Raw genomic sequence first — 18,158 nt, forward strand, 5'->3', positions numbered from 1 at the left:
ATGGCGCGCTACATCACGATCAAGCTCGACAAGCGCGGCGTCTCCTGCCGCGCGCGGCTGCTCGACGCCGAGGCGCCGCGCACCTGCCAGGCCGTGTGGGACGCGCTGCCGCAGAGCGGTTCGGCTTACCACGCGAAGTACGCGCGCAACGAGGTCTACACGCTCGTGCCGCCCTTCGCGAACCCCAAGCCGGGCCGCGAAAACCCGACGATCACGCCGATCCCGGGCGACGTCGTGTACTTCGGGTTCGAGGCGTGGGAGATCGGCAACCCCGCGTACGGCTACGACGACGGCAGCGAGGCCCACGGCGACCAGGGCGCCACGGACCTCGCGATCTTCTACGGGCGCAACAACCTCCTGATCAACGGCGACGCCGGCTGGGTGCCGGGCAACGTCTTCGCCACGATCGAAGAGGGCCTCGCCGACATGGCGGCGGCCGCGCAGGACCTGTGGCTGCGCGGCGTTGAAGGCGAGACGCTCACCTACGCCCGCTCGGAGTAAGACCCCCAGCGAAGGCCTCCGCGTCCGGTGTCCGGACGGGCGCGGAGGCCTTCGTCGTCCCCCAGCACCCCCGGCTCAGCCGGGGCCGTTGACGTAGTTCTCGTACAGCGCCGTCCACACGTCGAGGTCGGCGAGCTCGTCGGCCAGGCACCGGCCTTCTTCGGTGAGCGCGAACCGCGTGTCGGGCGCCGGGCGCTCGTCCCACGAACCGGTCCCCCGGACGAGCCCCTCCGCGGCGAGCACCCGCAGCACCCGGGCGAGCCAGTGACGCGACAGTCGGGTGCGCCTGCGCAGTTCGGTGAAGCCCGTCTCACCCTCGGTGAGCACGTCGATCACCTCGACGGCCTTGCGGTAGCCGGTCACGTGCAGCGGTCCGGGCACGGCACACCTCCTTCGCACGCGACGCTAAAGCGGTCGGGCACAAGGAACTCGAGCCGTTGACGAAGCTTTGACGCGGCCGCCGCGGGCGTTGACACCACGCCTCCGTCACCCGGGCGTGTGAACCTCCGAGACTCACCATTCGTGGCAGCCCCATCACCGGTTCGGGTAACGACGACGCCCGGTTGTCGCAACGGCAGTCTGCTACCCAGAGTGATCAACTGATCTCGCGGCTACCTACGGTGGCCGTCCGTCCACAATGGCACCCCGCCGAAGAACACGAAAGCCTTACGCGTTTACGGTGGAAGATTCGTGACGCCCACCCCAGCCGGCGAATGGCTTTTTGACACCACGCCAGGGCGGTGAAAATCTTCGTTCGCTCCTCGCGAGAGCACAACTGAACACAAATCAGAACAAGGAGCCCCTCAATGCACACGTTCATCCAGCACGCGCACCACGGCCACGACCTGATCACGGGTCTGCTCGCCCACCTGGCGCACGTGCTCGGCTGGCTTGTCTGATCTGGCGGCAAGGTTTCACCGGGGGCCGGCCTGTTGGCGCGGGCCGGTCCCCTCGGTCACCCTTTCTCCGAAACACCAGTTCCGAATCACCCGCCACGCCGTGCGCAACGGCGTGGCCCAGTGTTCTTTCCGGCCATTTTTCGGCGGCTCGCGGGGCGTCGCCGAAATGGTCGTTTTTTCATTTCCAGGTGAAGGGGACGGGGCACCGAGGCCACCGGTCGCCACAGGGGCGCGAACGGTCCCTTCGCGACACCCCTCCCGTCAACGTGAAGAAGTTTCATAGCGAGCCCTCCACGCGACGTACTACGCTTCGGTAACCAGGCACCGGCGCGTGAGGGAGTGGCAGCTGATGGGTACCGTCGCGGCACGGCTGGCGGACATCGTCGGGGCGGAGAACCTGCTGGTCGGCGACGCGATCTCCGACGATTACGCCCACGACGAAGCGCTGAGCGTGCAGCAGCAAAAGCCCGCGTACGTGGCGAAGCCGCACAGCGCCGAGGAAGTCGCGGAGCTGCTGAAGGCCGCGACTGAAGCCGCGCTGCCCGTGACCGCGCGGGGCTCCGGCACCGGGCTCTCCGCGGCCGCGCGACCCGTCGAAGGCGGCCTGCTCGTGTCGTTCGAGCGGATGAACGCCGTCCTCGAAATCGACACCGTGAACCACGTCGCCGTGGTGCAGCCGGGCGTCACGCTGGCCGAGCTGGACCAGCGCACGGCCGAGGCGAACCTGACCTACCCCGTGTACCCCGGGGAGCTCAGCGCGAGCATCGGCGGCAACGTCGGCACCAACGCTGGCGGCATGCGCGCGATCAAGTACGGCGTGACCCGCAGCAACGTCCTGGGCCTGCAGGCCGTGCTGCCCACCGGCGAGATCATCCGCACGGGCGGGCGCACGTCGAAGATCTCCACGGGCTACGACCTCACGCAGCTGATCGTCGGCTCGGAGGGCACGCTCGCGCTCGCCACCGAGGTCACGGTGAAGCTGCACCCGCGGCTGCCCCACGGCGCCACCGTGCTCGCGCCGTTCGACGACTTCGACCAGGTGATGGCCGCGGTGCCGAAGATCGTGACGAGCGGGCTCGCGCCCCACATCCTCGAGTACATCGACAACCTCACGATGGCCGCGATCGTCTACAACGAGAAGCTCGAGCTCGGTGTCCCCGACGCGATCCGCGACAAGGTGCAGGCGTATCTGGTGGTGGCGCTGGAAAACCGCGACACCGGCCGGCTGGGCGAGGACGTCGAGACGCTCGGCGAGCTGCTGGGCGAACTCGGCGCGATCGACGTGTACGTGCTCGAAGGCGGCTCCGCGCGCAAGCTCATCGAAGCGCGGGAAAAAGCGTTCTGGTCGGCCAAATCCGCGGGCGCCGACGACGTGATCGACGTGGTCGTGCCGCGCTCGTCGATGTCGCCGTTCCTCACCAAGGCGCGCGAGCTGGCGCTGGCCGCGGGCGCCGGCGCGATCGGCTGCGGGCACGCCGGCGACGGCAACGTCCACCTCGCGATCTTCTGCAAGGACCCGCAAACGCGCTCGAAGCTCCTCACCGACATCTTCACGTGCGCCATGGACCTCGGCGGCGCGATCTCCGGAGAGCACGGCCTCGGCCGCACGAAAACCAAGTACCACAAGGAACTCGAAGACCCGGCGAAGCTCGAGCTGCTGCGGCGGATCAAGCAGGGGTTCGACCCCGCCGGCATCCTCAATCCCGGTGTCCTCTTCTCCTGAGCCCTGAGCCTGACCCAGAAAGTGAGCAGCATGAACGGCGCCCAGTCCCTGATCCGCACCCTCGTCGACGCCGGGGTGGAGGTCTGCTTCTCGAACCCCGGCACGTCGGAGATGCACTTCGTCGCCGCGCTCGACTCCGTGCCGGAGATGCGCGGGGTGCTCGGGCTGTTCGAGGGCGTGGTGACCGGCGCGGCCGACGGCTACGCGCGCATCGCAGAGAAGCCCGCCGCGACCCTGCTGCACCTCGGCCCGGGCCTCGGCAACGGGCTCGCGAACCTGCACAACGCGCGCCGCGCGCACACGCCGGTAGTCAACGTCGTCGGCGACCACGCGACCTACCACAAGCAGTACGACGCGCCGCTCGAATCGGACATCGACGCGCTCGCGGGCTCGCTCGAAGGCTGGGTACGCCGCTCTTCGCACACGAAGGACGTCGGTGCCGACGCAGCGGCAGCCGTCGCGGCTTCGCAGGACGCGCCGGGCCGGGTGGCGACGCTGATCCTGCCCGCCGATTCGTCGTGGGGCGAAGGCGGCGAGACGTGCGCGCCGATCCCGCCGCGCGCGCCGCAGGCCGTGGACGCGACCACGGTGAAGAACATCGCCGAGGTGCTGCGCAGCGGTGAATCGGTGGCGCTGCTCATCGGTGGTCCCGCCTGCCGCGAGGCCGGGCTGCTGGCCACCAGCCGCATCGCCGCCGCGACGGGCGCGAAGGCGCTGATCGAAACCTTCCCGGCGCGCCTCGAACGCGGCGCGGGCCTGCCGAACATCGAGCGCCTCGGGTACCTGTCCGAGCAGGCGATGTACCAGCTCGACGGCGTGAAGCACCTGATCGTGGCCGGCACGCGAGCGCCGGTGTCTTTCTTCGCCTACCCCGACAAGCCGAGCGTGCTCGTGCCCGAGGGCGCCAAGGTCCACGTGCTGGCGGAGGTCGGGCAGGACGTGGCCGCCGCGCTGAGCGACGTCGCCGCGATCGTCGCCGCCGACGTCGAGCCGGTGCTGCAGGAGGCTTCGCGTCCGGCGTTGCCGAGCGGTCCACTGACGGCGCAGAACTGGGTCGCGGTGATCGGCGCGCTGCTGCCGGAGCAGGCGATCATCGCCGACGAGGCCAACACGTCCGGCCTGCTGCTGCCCGGGGCCACGGCGGGAGCCCCGCGCCACGACGTGCTGACGCTGACCGGCGGCGCGATCGGCTACGGCATGCCGGTGGCCACGGGCGCCGCGATCGCCGCGCCGTCGCGTCCGGTGATCAACCTCCAGTCCGACGGCAGCGCGATGTACACGATCTCCGCGCTGTGGACCCAGGCGCGCGAAAACCTCGACGTCACCACGGTCATCCTCAACAACCACGCCTACGCGATCCTGCGCATGGAGCTGCAGCGCGTGGGCGCGGCGTCGGACGGGCCGAAGGCCAAGGAACTGCTCGACCTCAGCCGGCCCGACATGGACTTCGCGAAGATGGCCGAGGGCATGGGCGTGCCTGCCACGCGCGCGACCACGGCGGAGGAGCTGGCCGAGCAGTTCAGCCGGGCGCTGGCGGAGCCGGGGCCGCACCTGATCGATGCCGCGGTGGCGCCGCTGCTCTAGTTTCGCTAGACCGCAGCGGGTTCCCGTGCGGCCGTCTTCGCGCGGACCCGGGGCACGAGGGCCGTGAGGCCCAGCCCGATCACCGCGGCGACGGCCGCCACGGCGAACGTCGTGCGGAAGCCCGTGAGCGAAGGGACCGTCAGCGCGCCGACGGTGATGGTCAGGTTGGCGAGCAGCGTGGCCATCACGGCGCTCGACGTCGAAGTGCCGACGGAACGCATGAGGGCGTTGAGGCCGTTGGCGGAAGCCGTTTCCGTCACCGGCACCGAACCCATGATGAGCGCGGGCATGGCGGCGTACGCAATGCCGACGCCCGCGCCGATGATCACGGACGCCGTGATGAGCTCGACGACGTTGTCCATCAGCAGGATCGCGAAGACGTAACCGAGGGCGATCACGACGGACCCGGTCATGAGGGTGACGCGCGCGCCGTGGCGGTTGGTCAGGCGCGCGGAGACGGGTGAGAGCGCCATCATGACCAGGCCATTGGGCGCGAGGCAGAGGCCGGCCTGGACCATCGTCTGGCCGAGTCCGTAGCCGGTGGCCGACGGTGCCTGCAGCAGCTGCGGGAACGACAAAGCCATGGCGTACATGGAAAACCCGACGAGGATCGACGCCAGGTTCGTGAACAGCACCGGCCGCCGCGCCGACACGCGCAGGTCGACGAGCGGGTCACGGCGACGTAGCTGGTACCAGCCCCACGTCAGCAGCACGACGATCGCCGCCGCGGCGGTGGCCAACGTGCCCGCGCTGCCCCAGCCCCATTCGGCGCCCTTGACGATCGGCAACAGCAAGCACGTGAGGCCCATGACCAGGCCCAGCGCGCCCACGTAGTCGAACGGCGCGGGCGTGTGCACGGGCGATTCGCCGACGTAGCGCAGGATCAGCCCCGCGCAGATCACGCCGAGGCCCGCGGAACTCCAGAAAAGCACGTGCCAGTCGGCGTTCTGCGCCACGACGGCCGCCAGCGGCAGCCCGATCGCACCGCCGACGCCGAGCGTCGCACTCATCAACGCGACGGCCCCGCTCACCTTCTCCGGCGCCAGCTCGTCACGCATGATGCTGATCCCCAGTGGGATCACACCCATCGCGCACCCCTGCAATCCCCGGCCGACCACCATCAGCGCGAGCTCGCTGGTGAGTGCCGAGACGACCGAGCCGACGACCAGCACGGCCAGGCTCGCGAGCAGCACGCGCCGCTTGCCGTAGAGGTCACCGAGCCGCCCCGCAACGGGCGTGATGATCGCGCCCGCCAGCAACGTCACCGTGACCACCCACGCCGCGTCGGTCGGGGATGCGTTGAGCAGCTTCGGAAACGCCGGGATCAGCGGCACCACCAACGTCTGCATGAAAGAAGCGACGAGGCCGCACGAAGCGAGCACCGGGACGATCGCTCGTCCGCTTGTCTGACCCACGTTGCGCCCCCGGTTTAGTCGTACGCAGTACCGGAAGGGACGCTACCGCTTAGACCGTCCTTGTCGGGAGGTACGTGATTGATCCGACTTAGCGGACTGGGCTGAATGGAGCAGTCAAATCGGGCGCGAGCCTGGCGACGCCCGTCCGATTTCGGGCGGGAGCGCGCGGTACTGTGTCGACGGGCCGGGGGAGCGCCCGGAACGACGGAGGCGACGGGGGCCAGTAGGTGGGGATTTTCGACAAGATCCGCGGCGAGTTCATCGACATCATCGAGTGGACCGACGACAGTCGTGACACGATCGTGTGGCGCTTCCCGCGCTACGAGAACGAGATCAAGATGGGCGCCAAGCTCACCGTCCGCGAATCGCAGGCCGCGGTCTTCGTCAACGAGGGCCAGGTCGCCGACGCCTACGCGCCCGGCATGCACACGCTGCAGACGCAGAACATGCCCATCATGTCCACGCTCAAGGGCTGGAAGTACGGGTTCAACTCGCCGTTCAAGGCCGAGGTCTACTTCGTCAACACCCGGCAGTTCACCGACCTCAAGTGGGGCACGCAGAACCCGATCATCCTGCGCGACCCGGAGTTCGGCATGGTCCGGCTCCGTGCGTTCGGCGGGTACGCCGTGCGCGTCATCGAGCCGGTCGCGCTGCTCAAGGAGCTCGCGGGCACCGACCCGCAGTTCCGCACCGAGGAGGTCTCCGAGTACCTCCGGCAGATGATCATCGGCAAGCTCGGCCCCGCCATCGCCGCGGCCAAGGTGCCGATGCTCGACCTGGTCACCCAGCAGGACCGGATCGGCGGCGCGATCGCCAACGCGCTGAACCTCGAACTGCACGCCAACGGCATCGAGATCTCGAAGTTCATCATCGAGAACATCTCGGTCCCGCCCGAGGTCGAGGCCGCGATGGACAAGCGGACCCAGATGGGCGTGGTCGGTGATCTCGACCAGTACACGAAGTTCCAGTCCGCCAACGCGATCGAAGCGGCCGCGAACAACCAGGGCGGCGCGGGTGAAGGCCTGGGCATCGGCCTCGGCATGGCGCTCGGCCAGCGAGCCGCGGGGCCGCAGGGCGCGCCGCAGCAGTACCAGCAGCCGCAGCAGTACCAACAGCCCCAGTACCAGCAGCAGCCGCAGCAATATCAGCAGCAGCCGCCGTCCGCGCCGACGCCGCAGATGCCGCCGCCGCTGCCCCAGTCCGAGCAGTGGTTCCTCGGGGCGAACGGTCAGCAGCTCGGCCCGTTCGACCGGAGCCAGCTCGGGCAGCAGATCTCGTCAGGCACGCTGACCCGGGAGACCCTCGTGTGGAAGTCCGGAATGCCGCAATGGACGCCGGCCTCGCAGGTGCCGGAGGTCTCGCCGCTGTTCGGCGCGACCCCGCCGCCGCTGCCGCCGCAGTCCTGAGCCGTCCAGACTCGTCCTGCGGAGGGGAGCCGCCATGACCAACCCGAACTACCCGCACCACGGCCCGATGCCGAGCGGACCCATGCCCGGAAGCCCGGGCCCGATGCCGGGCGCTGCCATGCCCGGCGGATCCACGTCTGGTGGCCCGATGCCGAGCGGACCCATGCCCGGAAGCCCAATGCCCAGCGGCCCGATGCCGGGCGGTGCCATGCCCGGCGGACCCATGCCTGGTGGCCCGATGCCGAGCGGACCGATGCCGGGCGCACCCATGCCCGGCGGTCCCCTGCAGTCCGGTCCGCCACCCGCGTTCGCTCCGGCGCACACGGCCGCGACCACCTACCCGTGCGGCGGCTGCGGAGCTCGCCTGGAGTTCGCGCCGGGGTCGACCTCGATGCAGTGCCCGTATTGCGGGTACCGCCAGGAGATCACGGCGGGCGACCGGCAGATCCGCGAGATCGCGTTCGCCGACCTGACCGACCTGGCGCGCAAACCGGTCGCCACGATCGGCCAGTACGTCTTCAAGTGCCAGCGCTGCGGCGCCACCACCGAGACGAACGAAACAGCCAGTCTGTGCCAGTTCTGCGGTGCCCCCTTGGTGATCGACGCGCACGCGTCCGGGCAGCTCGTGCCCGAAGGCGTGCTGCCGTTCCAGTTCGACAAGGGCGCGGTGAGCACACACCTGAAGAAGTGGACGAATTCGCGCTGGTTCGCGCCCAACGCGCTGAAGAAGGTCGGCACCGCCGAGTCCACCAAGAGCACCTACATCCCGCACTGGACCTACGATTCGCAGACGGACACCGTCTACTCCGGACAGCGCGGCGAGCACTACTGGGTCACCGAGACCTACTACGACAACGGACAGCAGAAGACCCGCCGGGTACGGCACACGCGCTGGTATCCGGCGGGCGGCCGGGTGGGCCGGTTCTTCGACGACGTGCTGGTGCCGGGCAGCACCCAGCTGCCGTCGAAGGAACTCGACAAGCTCGCGCCGTGGCCGTTGGAGCAGGCCGAGCCGTATCAGCCGCAGTTCCTCGCCGGGCATTTCGCGCTGCGCTACGACATCGAGGCCGAATCCGGCTTCGAGGAAGCGAAGCGCCGCATGACGCCGGTCATCGAGGACGACTGCCGCCACGACATCGGCGGCGACGAGCAGCGCGTGCAGTCGATGAACACGCAGCACCGCGACGTCACCTTCAAACTGATGCTGCTCCCGGTCTGGGTCGCCACCTACGTCTACGCCGGCAAGAACTGGCGGATCCTCGTCAACGGCCGCACCGGCGAAGTCCAGGGCGAACGGCCCTACAGCAAGGCGAAGATCGCCATCGCGGCCCTCATCGCGCTGATCGTCATCGCCGCGATCGTCTACTTCGTCGCGATCCGCGGCCACAGCAGCGGATCAACGCATTCGTCGACAACCAACTCGACCAGTCACCACACCACGGTCACGCACCACCATTGACGCGGGCCCGCGCGACGGTCGCGGTGTGAAATCAGGTCGCGGGGCGTGCGATCCAGGTGAGGACGCCGCCGTGGCCGGAGCAGGTGCCGGAGCGGTGCTGGCTATAGCTGTAGCTGCCGTCTTTGCACTTGGCGGTTGCACCGGCGGGGTTGGAGGACGGGCGGTGTACGCAGACGCCGGAGGAGTTGCGGTAGTAGTCGCCGCTGCAGGCGGCCGTGTTGGTTTTCGGCGGGGCCGCAGTGGTTTTCGGAGTGGTTTTGGCTTTCGCCGTGGTTTTCGGAGCCACCGCCTTTGAGGCAGTGGTTTCCGGCGCGACGTAAGGCGGCACCGAAGTGGTCGAAACGGGCGATTCGGTCGTCGGCGTTGCGGAAGTCGTTGCCGGCGAAGAGGAAGTGCTCGGCAGCAAAGCCGTGGTGACCGGCGGCACGACACCACCGCTTCCGGTCGGCGCCGGTGTCGCCCCGCAGCCCGCGACCAGCAGTCCGGCAGCCAGCACCATTCCCAGTTTTCGCAACACCCTGTGCCTCCTCGGAAAAAAGACCGTGCGCCGCCTTGTCGAGGAATAGCCGCACCGCGTTACATTCGTGAACAAATACGTAGAAGGGTGCGAAATCCGTTGCCGGGCAACGAAATTCGGCCGGCACCTTTCCCGGGTTGTCACGCCACCGTTTCCCCGAGGAAGATGTGCGCGTGCGAAAACGAGCGGTGGTGGCCGGGGGCGGCGTTGTCGGGCTGACGACGGGGCTCGCGCTCCGGCGGGCGGGGTTCGAAACCCTGGTGTGCGAACAGGAATCCGAGATCCGCGGCGTCGGCGCCGCGCTGGGGCTGTGGGCAAACGCGCTCGCGGTGTTCGACCGGCTGGGTGTGGGTGGTGACATCCGCGCGGCCGGCGTGCCGAGCGCGATCCGCTACCAGGACCCGGCCGGGCAGGTCATGGACGAGTACTACGGCGACCTCGCCGACGTCGATTACCTCATGGTCACGCGCCAGCGCCTCAACGAGCTGCTCGCCGCCGCGCTGACCGCCGACGAGCTGCGCACCGGCGCCCGCGTCACCGGCTACCGGGACCACGACGGCGGCGTGACCGTGGAGTTCGCCGACGGTTCCACCGAGGAAGCCGACCTCCTCGTCGGCGCCGACGGCGTGTATTCGCGCGTCCGCGAGCAGCTCTCCCCCGGTTCGGCCGCGCAGGAGTACCCGGGCCACCTGGCGTGGCGCGGGATCGTCGCCGAGAGCGCGATCCCCGAAATCACCGTGGAACGCTTCGTCGTCGGCCGCGAACGCACCCGCGGCGGCGTGGTCCGCAGTGGCGGCGGTACGGCGTTCTGGGTCCTCGCCCAGCTGGGCGCGCCGCCCACCACGCGTTCCGCGAAGGAGGAAGCCCTCGCCCGCGTCGACCACCTCTACGACGGCGGCTGGCCGTTCCCCCTGCGCGAAGCCATCGAGGCGACGCCGGAGGACCGCGTGGTCAGCAACCGCGTGATGGCGCTGCCCCTGCAGTCCCGCTGGGTCTCCGCCCACGTCGCCCTCGCAGGCGACTCCGCGCACGCCGTCTCCCCGCACATCACTTCCGGCGCCTCCCTGGGCATCGAGGACGCGCTGGTTCTCGCCGATCACCTGACGGACGCGGACGTCCCTGCGGCATTGCAGGCTTACGAAGCCGACCGGCTCCCGCGGTACGCCGAGGTGTACCGCTGGGTCGACGAAGTCGCCGCCGCGGCCGACGAACCGCACCTCTACGCCAAGGAGTTCTTCGACTTCGTGAGGTGGATGCTCGGCCGATGAGTTTTCAGGCGCCCGCCGGTCAGTACGGGCACACCGAAAACGAACGGAGACCCCCATGGGCAACGTGCGCTGGCACCTCATGATGTCGCTCGACGGCTTCGCCGCCGGCCCCGGCCACTCGATGGACTGGATGTCCGGCATCAAAGTCAGCCCCGCCACCCACCACGACGCCATCGCCACCCTCGGCGCCGTCCTGGGCGGCCGCCGCGGCTACGACGCCCTCGCGCAGCGCTTCCCCGGCCAGGCCAGCCGTCAGCCCTACGGCGGCGGGTGGACCGGCCCGGTGTTCGTGCTGACCCACCACCCCGACGACGCGATCCCGGACGCCGGCATCACCTTCCTCGACTGCGACCTGGCCGAGGCCGTCGAGATCGGCCTGGCCGCCGCGAAGGGCAAGGACCTGGAGATCCACAGCCAGGACATCGCCCGCCAATGCCTGGAGCTCGGCCTGATCGACGAGTTCCACGTCCACCTGGCCCCCGTGATGCTCGGCTCGGGCGTGCGCCTGTTCGACAGCCCGGGCACGGCGCCCGTCCGCTGGGCCCGCATCCACGACGTACCATCGCCGGCCGCACGGCCTCCGCCGCCCTCGCCGCGGTGACCCCCGGCCCGGACGACACGGTGCTGATCGGCGGCGCGGGGGGGCGGGGTCGGGGTCTTCGCCGTCCAGCTGGCCCGGATCGCCGGAGCGCGCGTGATCGGCACGGGATCAGCGGCATCGGCCGAGTTCCTGCGCGAGCTCGGGCTTTTTCTCGCGGGTGTGGCGGTCCTCGCGCGCCGACGTTCAGTACAGACTGCGCCTTCCGCGAGCGGCTCAGTCCCGGCGGCACGTTGCCCGAAACCTACGTTCGCCACTGGCCTTCCGAGTAACTCTCACGAATCCGCCGGACACCACCCATCCGACGTCCGCCCCGCCGCCATTCCGCAGAAGCCTTGCAACCCCCGCACCACCTCGCCGCCCTCGACGCGCAGGACCGAGACGGGCTTGGCTTCCGGGACGTGGCGGCCGATGTCGCCGCCGTAGTCGATGGTGCCGGTGACGCCTTCGATGTACTTGTTGGTCTGGCGGTCGTCGGGGCGGGAGGTGTGTATGGCGGTGATCTCGCGCCACACCGCGCCCGGCGTCACGGGGATGTCGGCGGACGTCTCGCGCAAATACGCCGTCGCCGTGATCATCACCAGCGCGGCGTCGTAGGACAGGGCGGCGTGGCCGTCGAAGGAGCGGCCGCGTTCTGTTTGCTCGAACGGGAACAGCGTGCGGTCCAGCGTGGTGTAGAAGTCGCGCGCCAGGCCTTGCGGGTCGGTTGCCGGTTCGCTGGCGAAGGACAGGTAGTAGTACGGCAGCGCGCGGTTCTGCTCGCGCGCCACTTGGTCGGCGACGTACCGGGACACGTCGTCGTCGCCGAGGATCGTGGCGGTGCTGCCGCATTGGGCGGCGCCGGTGGCGAAGTCGCCGAAGTCCGGGACGCCGCGGCCGGCGAAGAGGACAAAACCGTTGTAGGAGCACGTGTCCCGGCCGGCCGCGGCGGCGTTGCCGACGAGGCGTTCACCGTAGCGGTCATGCGATGACGGCGCCTGCTGCCCGCCGTCCGGGGAGAAAGCCCGGGCCTCGACCGAAAATCCCTTGTCCTTGAACGACTTCATTACGTCGTCGCGCAGGTTGGTGCTGTAGGTGTCGGAGTCGTCGTCCGAGTAGTACACGCGCAACACTCGCGGGCCTGGACGGGTGGCAGCGAACGCCGCGGCCACCGCCGCCTCGCGACGGTTCTGCGGCGCCACCTGGAAGTACACCGGGTTCTGGTCGGCGAGCCCGTCGGCCGACAGCGTCGACGCCACCACGGGCAGCCCCGCGTCGCCGAGTGCGCGGATGGTCTGTTGCGTCGGCAGGCTGCTCATGTCCAGCCCCACCACGCCGACGATGCTGCGGTCCTGCTCGGCCATCCGGCTCAGCTGCCGCGCGACGGCCACGCCCTGCCGCATCCCGAGCCCGCCGTTGGCCACGAGCACGCGCACGATCGGCTCGGCCGTCGCCGTGGCGGTGAGCTGCCGAAGCTGCGCGACCGCGACGCCTTCCAGCGACTCGCGTTCCGCCGTGAGACCTTCGGGTGTGCCGTTGGGCGACGTCAGCGCTTCGAGGTCGACGAGCGTGATGTACGGCCGTTCCGGGTGCGCGGCGTGCAGCTCGGCCGCGCGCCGGTTCTGGTCCGTGATCACGGAAAGCACCTGCCGGATCGTGTCGTCGGCGGGCTGGTACACCGAGAACGAGCCGTCGGAGATCCCCACGCACTCGGTGCCCGTCCACGTGAGCCACTCGCTCGACGTGCCGCAGTGGCTGGTCCGGTAGTCCTGGTACCGCACGCCGACGAAACTCGCCACCAGCGCGACGATCACCAGTGGCACCCCCAGCCGCATCCACCGCGTCGCCCACCACGGCGGCCTCGACTGACGGCGCCGCAACACATACGTGTCCCCCAGCGACTGCAAGTGCTTGCGCGCCCTGCTCCGCTGCTCGGGCGTGCCCGGGTCGAGGCCGATCGGCAGGTACCACGCGGCGGCGTCGCGGGCGCGGCGGTCCCGCAACAGTTCGTGCTGCCACGAGCGGTACGCGTCGCCCGCGTCCGCAGCGGTCCACCGTGGACGGTCCTGGCTCGGCCGGTCCTCCGGCGGCGGCGCGTCGCTCGTGCTGACCACCAGCAACGGGTCGAACAGGCCCGTCTGGTTGCGCACGTCGTTGATGAGCTCCAGCAGCCGGTAGCCGCCGTTGGTGGTGGTGACGTGGTCGAGCAGCAGCACCGGGTACGTCATGCGCCGGCGCCGGAAGAACTGCAGCCGGTAGCCGCGGCGCAGGTCTTCGAGGAACGCGTTGACCAGCAGCCGCGCGACGAACTCCGGCGACTCCTGCTGCCACTCACCGTCGGTGAGGCGCACCGCGAAGCGCACAAAGCTGCCCGACATCTCCGGCGCGAGGTGCGGCTGGCGCAGGAACCAGCGGTACCGCCCGGAAAGCAGCGGCACGCGGCCCGTGACGGCGAGCCGGAACGTCGCCATCGTCAGCAACCGCAGCACCAGCAACGGGTACTTCCACGCGTCGTTGGACGGCACCAGCTCCTTGCCGACGTTCTCGATCGCCGAGCGGAACCGCACCAGCAAGCCGTTGTCCTGCAGCTTCCGCAGCAACGTCCGCTCCGGCGGATCCGACGCGGGCAGCTTCTCGGCCATCAGCTGCACGACGAGCGTGAACAGCCCGAACCGCAACCCCGACCCCCGCGAACGCGGGCTGCGCAGCAACTCGGTGCGCGCTTCCCACAGGATGTCGCGGATCGCGTGCACGCTCGCCGCGGTCGCGGCGCCTTCGGTGTCGTTACGCCGGTCAAGCGGGAGGTACGCGTACCGCACGCCGCCGCTGGGCCGCGCCGTGCTCAACCGCCGCTTGAACTCTTCGAGCACACCCTCGGCCGGACCCACCAGGCAGACCATCGGCAAACCCTTGCGGCCCGCGCGTTCCTGCTGGTAGCCAGGCTCCCACTCGACGTTCACCGAGTGCAACGACCGCGGCAGATCGCCCATCCGCGGCCGTTGATACAGCGCGCCGACGAGCTTCACCAGCTTGTCGGACCCCGCGAACGCGAGCGGGTCTTCACGCTCCTCGATGGGCGTCGTCGTGGTCTGGTCCATGAACCAGTTTCACATGCGACGAGCGGGAGGGCTCCCGGCATTTCTGCCGACACAGCAGCGAATGGCCTAGTCGGCGGGCCATTCGTAGGACAGCTCGTAGCGGTCCGCGGCCAGGACCATGTCGTTCATCTCGAGCGGCGTGCCGTCGGTGCCGTAGGCCACCCGGGTGACGGTGATGACGGGGACACCATCGGCGAGCTGCAACAACGATGCTTCATCGGGAGTCGGCATCCGAGCGCCGACGTGCTCGACGAACGAGCCGAGGGTGTGACCGGCTTCCTCCAGCCGCGCGTACGCACCACCGGAGCCGGTGTCGACTTCTTCGATCGCGGTGCCGCGCGTGAACTGCCGGGGCAGGCGCGACACCGCGAGTTGAACCACCAGCCCATCGGCACGCATCACCCGATCCCTCACGGTGATCTCGGTGCCTTCGTCGATCGCCAGGTGCGCTGCGGCGCGGGCATCAGCCTGTTCGAACCGGATCTTCACGGAGGAGGACGGAGTGAAGCCGCGCGCCGCTGCGTCGGCGAGGAAAGCACCGCGGTTGCGTTCACGCGCTTCGCGGGACAACCGGGAACGGCCGATGCGCTGGATGCTTGCCGGCGGCCGGACGAACACTCCGCGCCCATGCTCAGATGTCACCAAACCCTCGGAGCGCAACATGTTCACGGCTTCACGAACCGTCGGCCGCGACACCCCGTAGGCATCGACCAGCTCACGTTCGCTGGGCAGCTGCTCGCCCGGCGCGTACTGGCCGGCCGTGATCTTCTCGCGCAGGTCTGCCGCTACCTGCCTGAACGCGGGTACGCCGCTTCTGCGATCCACCATGCCACTATTGTCGCACTCGTAAGCTTGTCTTGACCAGACGCCCACCTTGTGTCACCGTTAGTGGCCAGGACATCATAACAAGTCAAGGGCGGGCTGGTCATGGATTCGTTGACGGAACAGATCGAGGTCGCACGGGCGCGGCTCGAGGAAGTCCGCTACTCCCGCGGCTGGACACTCTCGAACATCCAAGAGATGACCGGCCTCCCCAACCGCGTCACCGCCGCCCGCTGGTGGTTCCGCGCCCCGCACTCGAAAAGCGCCCAACGGTTCGCCGAGTACGCCCACGAACTTGGCTGCGCCATCCGCCTGCTCGTCATCGAGGACGACCCCGCCGAACGCCCCCTGCCCTGGCGAGAACGCATGCCGCACACCGACTTCACGACCCCAGACCCCGATGCCGACGCGATGGCCGAACCCCAACGCCTGCAAGAGAAACTCCGCCGCGCCCGGATGGCCGCCGGTCGATCGCGCACCGACCTCGCCGAGGCCCTCGGCACCAGCCCCATCCACATCTGGTGCCTCGAGTACAGCCCGACCGTGCACGACTTGGCGCTGTGCGAATTCCTGATGTACGCCCGTTTCCTCGGCTACACCATCCGGCTGGACCTGGTGCCCGAGCACGACTCCGTACCCGAAAGCGAGAGGGGCTCTTCCCCGGAAGAATCCGGGAAAGAGCCCCTCTCGGTCAGTGCGTACTAGCAGCCGGGTTTATTCGTAGATCTCGCCCTTGGCCGCCTTCGCCACCAGCGACTCCGGCGGCAGGAAGTGGTCGCCGTACCGGGCCGCCAGTTCGCGGGACCGGTCGACAAAGCCCTGCAACCCACCGGCGTACTGGTTGATGTACTGGATCACGCCACCGGTCCACGCGGGGAAGCCGATGCCGAAGATCGAGCCGATGTTGGCGTCGGCCACGGTGGTCAGCACGCCCTCGTCGAAGCACTTCACCGTTTCGAGAGCCTCGGCGAAGAGCATGCGCTCCTTGAGGTCTTCGAAGGGGACGTCGCCGGTGCCCGACTTGAACGCGTCGCGCAGGCCGGGCCAGAGGCCGGTGCGCTTGCCGTTCTCGTCGTACTCGTAGAAGCCGGCGCCGGTGCTGCGGCCCTTGCGGTCGTACTCGTCGAGCATGCGGTCGATCACGGCTTCCGACGCGTGCGGCGTCCAGGTGCCGCCCGCGGCCTCGACCGCGGCCTTCGTCTCGACGCGGATCTTGCGCGGCAGCGTGAGCGTGAGCTCGTCCATCAGCTGCAGCGGCGGCGCCGGGTAGCCGGCCTGCGAACCCGCCTGCTCGATCGACGCCGGCTCGACACCCTCGCCCAGCGCGGCGACGGCCTCGTTGATGAACGTGCCGATCACGCGCGAGGTGAAGAAGCCGCGGCTGTCGTTGACGACGATCGGGGTCTTCTTGATCTGCAGGGTGTAGTCGAAGACCTTCGCGAGCGTCGCGGGCGAAGTCTTCTCACCGCAGATGATCTCGACCAGCGGCATCTTGTCCACCGGCGAGAAGAAGTGGATCCCGATGAAGTCCTCGGTCCGCTTCACGCCCTCGGCGAGGGTGGTGATCGGCAGGGTCGAGGTGTTGGAACCCAGCACGGCATCGGAGTTGACGATGCTCTCGATCTCGCCGAACACTTTGTGCTTGAGCTCGACACTCTCGAACACGGCCTCGATCACGAAGTCGACGCCCTCGAAGTCAGCCGCGTCGCCGGTCGCCTTGATGCGGCCCAGCAGCTCGTCGGACTTCTCCTTCGTGGTCTTGCCACGGGAAAGAGCCTTCTCCTCGAGCTTGGCCGCGTAGCCCTTGCCCTTGTCGGCGGCTTCCTGCGAGACGTCCTTGAGCACGACGTCGATGCCGGCCTTCGCGGAGACGTACGCGATTGCCGCGCCCATCATCCCGGCGCCGAGGACACCGACCTTGCGGGCGGTGTACTTCTCGAAACCATCGGGACGCGAGCCGCCCGAGTTGATCGACTGCAGGTCGAAGAAGAACGCCTTCGTCATGTTCTTCGAGACCTGCCCGGTGGCCAGGCTGACGAAGTAGCGCGTCTCGACCTTGATCGCGGTGTCGAAGTCGACCTGCGCGCCCTCGATGGCCGCGGCCAGGATCGCGCGCGGCGCCGGCATCGGCGCGCCCTTGAGCTGCTTGCGCAGGTTCGCCGGGAACGCGGGCAGGTTCGCCGCGAAGCTCGGGTTCGACGGGGTGCCGCCCGGGATCTTGTAACCCTTGACGTCCCACGGCTGCACGCCGCCTTCGGGGTTGGCCTTGATCCACGCCTTGGCGGCGGGCACCAGCTCCTCGACGGTGTCCACGACCTCGTGGACCAGGCCCAGCTCCAGCGCCTTGCGCGGCTTGTGGCGCGTGCCCTGCAGCAGCACGTTCAGCAGCGCGCTCTGGATGCCGAGCAGCCGCACCGTGCGCACGACGCCGCCACCGCCGGGCAGCAGGCCCAGTGTGACCTCGGGCAGGCCGATCTGGCTGCCCTTCGCGTCGGCCGCGATGCGGTGGTGCGTGGCGAGCGCGATCTCGAGGCCACCGCCCAAAGCGGCACCGTTGATGGCCGCGACGACCGGCTTGCCGAGCTGCTCGATGCGGCGCATCTGCGTCTTCATCAGCGTGCTGGACTCGGTGAACGCGGCCGCGTGCTCCGGCTTGGCCTGGATCAGGTCGCGCAGGTCGCCACCGGCGAAGAACGTCTTCTTGGCCGACGTGATCACGACACCGGTGATGTCGTCCTTCTCCGCCTCCAGCCGGTCGACAGTTACGCCGAGCGACTCGCGGAACGCGGAGTTCATGGTGTTGGCCGACTGGTTGGGGTCGTCCAGCGTCAGCGTGACGATGCCGTCCGCGTCCTTCTCCCAGCGGATGGTCTTGCTTTCAGCCATTGG

At 69.2% G+C, this 18,158-nt stretch carries 14 protein-coding genes and 1 pseudogene; 9 read left to right on the forward strand and 6 right to left on the reverse strand.

Going from position 1 to position 18,158, the window contains the following annotated elements:
• On the forward strand, positions 1–501 hold the full coding sequence (locus K1T34_RS09695; RefSeq protein WP_220243949.1) for a DUF3830 family protein: 501 nt from the start codon (positions 1–3) through the stop codon (positions 499–501).
• Between the two features lie 75 nt (positions 502–576).
• On the opposite strand, the gene K1T34_RS09700 is transcribed toward K1T34_RS09695, so the two are convergent.
• Complete coding sequence (locus tag K1T34_RS09700) at positions 577–882, reverse strand: winged helix-turn-helix transcriptional regulator (protein ID WP_220243950.1); 306 nt, start codon at positions 880–882, stop codon at positions 577–579.
• An 867-nt stretch (positions 883–1,749) separates the two neighbouring features.
• Here K1T34_RS09700 and K1T34_RS09705 point away from each other — a divergent pair.
• Positions 1,750–3,123: an FAD-binding oxidoreductase gene (locus K1T34_RS09705; RefSeq protein WP_220243951.1), complete on the forward strand. Its 1,374-nt coding sequence runs from the start codon at positions 1,750–1,752 to the stop codon at positions 3,121–3,123.
• Between the two features lie 30 nt (positions 3,124–3,153).
• Complete coding sequence (locus tag K1T34_RS09710; RefSeq protein ID WP_220243952.1) at positions 3,154–4,707, forward strand: acetolactate synthase large subunit; 1,554 nt, start codon at positions 3,154–3,156, stop codon at positions 4,705–4,707.
• Positions 4,708–4,712: 5 nt separating this feature from the next.
• Here K1T34_RS09710 and K1T34_RS09715 read toward each other — a convergent pair whose 3' ends face one another.
• Positions 4,713–6,122, reverse strand: coding sequence for an MFS transporter (locus tag K1T34_RS09715; protein ID WP_220243953.1), 1,410 nt, complete (start codon positions 6,120–6,122; stop codon positions 4,713–4,715).
• A 227-nt stretch (positions 6,123–6,349) separates the two neighbouring features.
• On the opposite strand from K1T34_RS09715, the gene K1T34_RS09720 reads away from it, so the two are divergent.
• Positions 6,350–7,528, forward strand: coding sequence for an SPFH domain-containing protein (locus K1T34_RS09720; protein WP_220243954.1), 1,179 nt, complete (start codon positions 6,350–6,352; stop codon positions 7,526–7,528).
• 238 nt (positions 7,529–7,766) lie between these two features.
• The gene (locus K1T34_RS09725; protein WP_255638425.1) at positions 7,767–8,987 is read left to right on the forward strand and encodes a hypothetical protein; all 1,221 of its coding nucleotides are present in this window, start codon (positions 7,767–7,769) and stop codon (positions 8,985–8,987) included.
• Between the two features lie 31 nt (positions 8,988–9,018).
• Here the strand turns inward: K1T34_RS09725 and K1T34_RS09730 are convergent, their stop codons facing one another.
• A complete protein-coding gene (locus K1T34_RS09730; protein WP_255638426.1) occupies positions 9,019–9,504 on the reverse strand; it encodes a DUF3761 domain-containing protein in 486 nt (161 codons plus the stop codon).
• A gap of 173 nt (positions 9,505–9,677) precedes the next feature.
• On the opposite strand from K1T34_RS09730, the gene K1T34_RS09735 reads away from it, so the two are divergent.
• The 3 genes and pseudogenes from K1T34_RS09735 to K1T34_RS53180 form a co-directional block, all read left to right on the forward strand.
• A complete protein-coding gene (locus K1T34_RS09735) occupies positions 9,678–10,772 on the forward strand; it encodes an NAD(P)/FAD-dependent oxidoreductase (protein ID WP_220243955.1) in 1,095 nt (364 codons plus the stop codon).
• A gap of 55 nt (positions 10,773–10,827) precedes the next feature.
• Positions 10,828–11,373 (forward strand): dihydrofolate reductase family protein, encoded by a 546-nt coding sequence (locus K1T34_RS09740; protein ID WP_220243956.1) that lies wholly within the window; start codon positions 10,828–10,830, stop codon positions 11,371–11,373.
• Positions 11,331–11,517: pseudogene (locus tag K1T34_RS53180) on the forward strand (NADP-dependent oxidoreductase); the annotation flags it as partial. The gene K1T34_RS09740 and the pseudogene K1T34_RS53180, both read left to right, overlap by 43 nt.
• A 128-nt stretch (positions 11,518–11,645) precedes the next feature.
• Here K1T34_RS53180 and K1T34_RS09745 read toward each other — a convergent pair.
• Positions 11,646–14,447, reverse strand: a complete 2,802-nt coding sequence (locus K1T34_RS09745) for a hypothetical protein (protein WP_220243957.1) — start codon at positions 14,445–14,447, stop codon at positions 11,646–11,648.
• A 66-nt stretch (positions 14,448–14,513) separates the two neighbouring features.
• Complete coding sequence (locus K1T34_RS09750) at positions 14,514–15,275, reverse strand: GntR family transcriptional regulator (protein WP_220243958.1); 762 nt, start codon at positions 15,273–15,275, stop codon at positions 14,514–14,516.
• Between the two features lie 99 nt (positions 15,276–15,374).
• Between K1T34_RS09750 and K1T34_RS09755 the strand changes: the two genes are divergently transcribed.
• A complete protein-coding gene (locus K1T34_RS09755; protein ID WP_220243959.1) occupies positions 15,375–15,974 on the forward strand; it encodes a helix-turn-helix transcriptional regulator in 600 nt (199 codons plus the stop codon).
• Positions 15,975–15,983: 9 nt separating this feature from the next.
• On the opposite strand, the gene K1T34_RS09760 is transcribed toward K1T34_RS09755, so the two are convergent.
• Entirely contained in the window at positions 15,984–18,155 is a 2,172-nt protein-coding gene (locus K1T34_RS09760) for a 3-hydroxyacyl-CoA dehydrogenase NAD-binding domain-containing protein (RefSeq protein WP_220243960.1), read from the reverse strand.
• Positions 18,156–18,158: the final 3 nt, after the last annotated feature.

This window comes from Amycolatopsis sp. DSM 110486 (assembly GCF_019468465.1).
In the GTDB taxonomy this organism is placed as follows: domain Bacteria; phylum Actinomycetota; class Actinomycetes; order Mycobacteriales; family Pseudonocardiaceae; genus Amycolatopsis.

Excerpts from the sequence above, each read along its gene's own strand:
- K1T34_RS09695 (WP_220243949.1), top strand. The coding sequence starts at position 1 with ATGGCGCGCTACATCACGATCAAGCTCGACAAGCGCGGCGTCTCCTGC.
- K1T34_RS09705 (WP_220243951.1), top strand. The coding sequence starts at position 1,750 with ATGGGTACCGTCGCGGCACGGCTGGCGGACATCGTCGGGGCGGAGAAC.
- K1T34_RS09710 (WP_220243952.1), top strand. The coding sequence starts at position 3,154 with ATGAACGGCGCCCAGTCCCTGATCCGCACCCTCGTCGACGCCGGGGTG.
- K1T34_RS09725 (WP_255638425.1), top strand. The coding sequence starts at position 7,767 with ATGCCGAGCGGACCGATGCCGGGCGCACCCATGCCCGGCGGTCCCCTG.
- K1T34_RS09740 (WP_220243956.1), top strand. The coding sequence starts at position 10,828 with ATGGGCAACGTGCGCTGGCACCTCATGATGTCGCTCGACGGCTTCGCC.
- K1T34_RS09745 (WP_220243957.1), bottom strand. The coding sequence starts at position 14,447 with ATGGACCAGACCACGACGACGCCCATCGAGGAGCGTGAAGACCCGCTC.
- K1T34_RS09750 (WP_220243958.1), bottom strand. The coding sequence starts at position 15,275 with ATGGTGGATCGCAGAAGCGGCGTACCCGCGTTCAGGCAGGTAGCGGCA.
- K1T34_RS09755 (WP_220243959.1), top strand. The coding sequence starts at position 15,375 with ATGGATTCGTTGACGGAACAGATCGAGGTCGCACGGGCGCGGCTCGAG.
- K1T34_RS09760 (WP_220243960.1), bottom strand. The coding sequence starts at position 18,155 with ATGGCTGAAAGCAAGACCATCCGCTGGGAGAAGGACGCGGACGGCATC.